Below are 2,129 nucleotides of genomic sequence, written 5' to 3'. Positions count from 1 at the left end.
CCGTGTCGGGCGCGTGCGCCTTGGCGACCGTGTCGCCGTGCCGGACGACGGTGCCGTCGGGGCGGTCGGCGAGGGTGGAGTCGCCGCAGACGCAGGGGCCCGGGCCGAGGTGGAGGGCGCCGCGGGCCGTGGCCTGCAGTGCGGGCGCGATGGGCCTGGTCAACGGTCTCCCCCGGGTGCGGTGCGTGCGTGCCGCCGAGCCTACGACGGCGTACGGGGGCACAAAATAATGCTGCGCGCAGCTCCCCAGCTGCGCGCAGCATTTGTGCCGTCCGCCGCACCCCCGTCCCCACGGGGTTTCCTGGCCGGATGTCCCCGCCCGGACCGCTCTTCCGGGCCTGGGAGCGCCGCTCAGCGCCCCAGCATCACGCCCACGGACGACGCTTGTGTGACCACCGCGTCCCAGCCGCCGAACACGACGACGAGAAGGGCCGCGAGAGGGAGAACCATGGCCGTGGCCACCAGCGGGTGCCGACGGCCGGTAGCGGGGCTGCCGAACGCGCCGGCCCTGCGGGCCCACGTGCTGCGGAACGAAGTCGTCCGCGGTGTCGTGACCGCCATGGTCCTCTCCCGGTCGAATCCTCGGGATCCCGCCGGACAGGTCCGGAGGGATCTTCAGTTGTTGGCAGCGGCGGGTGCCTGACCTCGGGGGACGAGTGCTGCACCCGCCGCTTGACCTCAAATCTATGGGCGGCGGCCGACCTGGACGTCATGCCCTCGTACCGAATGCCGGGCCTCCCGGAGGATGACCGCCCGCATCCCGTGTACTCCCCTGGGTGGAGAAGGAGTCCTAGGTCTCGGGGTCTTCCCCGAGGGGACGGCTCGTGCGGGCGGCCCGCTCGGCCGCGTCCTCCCGCGGGACCGGCTGCTCGACCAGCGCGAGGACCCGCGTCGCCATGAAGCGCGCGGTGCGCACCACGGAGCCGCTGCGGGTGACTTCGCTCACTTCCACGACCCCCCTGCGGACCGCTGTCTCCACTCTGCGGCCCGCACGGCTGGCCACCACCTCGTACGTGCGCGTGGTGTCCCCGGCGTCCACGACTATCTCGACCCGATCACCCTTCATGGACTCAATCCCCCTTCTGCGACGGGTGGTTGGGGGGCCGGGCAGCATCAAGCCGCTCTGGTCCCCCGCTCCCTGACCACCTTTCAAGTTTCCCACCCGGCACTGACAATCGAATCTGGCGGGAGGGCGCGGCCTGAGCACACAGTCGGCCGCGTATACGTAAGCTGTCGCTCGTCAGACGAGACCGGGCAGCAGCGGGGATGAACATGGCGATGATGCGCCTGAGGCGCGAGGACCCGCGCGTCGTCGGCTCGTTCAGGCTGCACAGACGGCTCGGGGCCGGCGGGATGGGCGTCGTCTATCTCGGTTCCGACCGGCGTGGGCAGCGGGTCGCACTCAAGGTGATCAGGCCGGATCTGGCGGAGGATCAGGAGTTCCGGTCGCGCTTCGCGCGCGAGGTCTCCGCCGCGCGCCGGATCCGCGGCGGATGCACCGCACGGCTCGTGGCCGCCGACCTCGACGCCGAGCGGCCGTGGTTCGCGACGCAGTACGTGCCCGGTCCCTCGCTGCACGACAAGGTCGCCGAGGAGGGGTCGCTGGCCGCCTCGGACGTGGCCGCCGTCGGGGCCGCGCTGTCGGAGGGGCTCGTCGCCGTCCACGAGGCCGGGGTCGTGCACCGCGACCTCAAGCCGTCCAACATCCTGCTGTCCCCCAAGGGGCCGCGGATCATCGACTTCGGGATCGCGTGGGCCACGGGCGCCTCGACGCTGACGCACGTGGGGACCGCGGTCGGCTCCCCCGGGTTCCTCGCGCCCGAGCAGGTGCGCGGTGCGGCCGTCACGCCGGCCACCGACGTGTTCGCCCTCGGGGCCACCCTCGCGTACGCCTCCATGGGCGACTCTCCCTTCGGGCACGGCAGTTCCGAGGTCATGCTCTACCGCGTCGTGCACGAGGAGGCGCAGCTGCACGGGGTGCCGGACGCCCTCGCGCCGCTGCTGCGCGCCTGCCTCGCCAAGGACCCGGAGGAGCGGCCCAGCACGCTGCAGCTGTCGCTGCGGCTCAAGGAGATCGCCGCCCGCGAGGCGCAGGGCCTGGGCGAGGCGCGGCCGCCGGCGCCGCGCTC

The 2,129-nt window shown here is 72.9% G+C and carries 3 protein-coding genes and 1 pseudogene; 1 reads left to right on the top strand and 3 read right to left on the bottom strand.

What is annotated here, in order from left to right; translation table 11 throughout:
- The 3 genes and pseudogenes from G3I40_RS47520 to G3I40_RS32480 all read right to left on the bottom strand — a co-directional run.
- Window positions 1–139 (bottom strand): annotated as a pseudogene (locus G3I40_RS47520) (aminoglycoside phosphotransferase family protein); the annotation flags it as partial.
- Window positions 140–351: 212 nt separating this feature from the next.
- A complete protein-coding gene (locus G3I40_RS32485) occupies window positions 352–561 on the bottom strand; it encodes a hypothetical protein (protein WP_164306205.1) in 210 nt (69 codons plus the stop codon).
- A gap of 229 nt (window positions 562–790) precedes the next feature.
- A complete protein-coding gene (locus tag G3I40_RS32480) occupies window positions 791–1,066 on the bottom strand; it encodes a hypothetical protein (protein WP_164306204.1) in 276 nt (91 codons plus the stop codon).
- 200 nt (window positions 1,067–1,266) lie between these two features.
- Here G3I40_RS32480 and G3I40_RS32475 point away from each other — a divergent pair.
- On the top strand, window positions 1,267–2,129 hold an 863-nt coding region (locus G3I40_RS32475; protein ID WP_164306203.1), incomplete at its 3' end, for a serine/threonine-protein kinase.

It is taken from the genome of Streptomyces sp. SID14478 (assembly GCF_010548525.1).
In the GTDB taxonomy this organism is placed as follows: domain Bacteria; phylum Actinomycetota; class Actinomycetes; order Streptomycetales; family Streptomycetaceae; genus Streptomyces.
Note: the sequence above shows the minus strand (reverse complement) of the source record. Positions and strands in the feature narration are given on the sequence as shown.

Coding starts and splice junctions, on each gene's coding strand:
- G3I40_RS32485 (WP_164306205.1), bottom strand. CDS start 561: ATGGCGGTCACGACACCGCGGACGACTTCGTTCCGCAGCACGTGGGCC.
- G3I40_RS32480 (WP_164306204.1), bottom strand. CDS start 1,066: ATGAAGGGTGATCGGGTCGAGATAGTCGTGGACGCCGGGGACACCACG.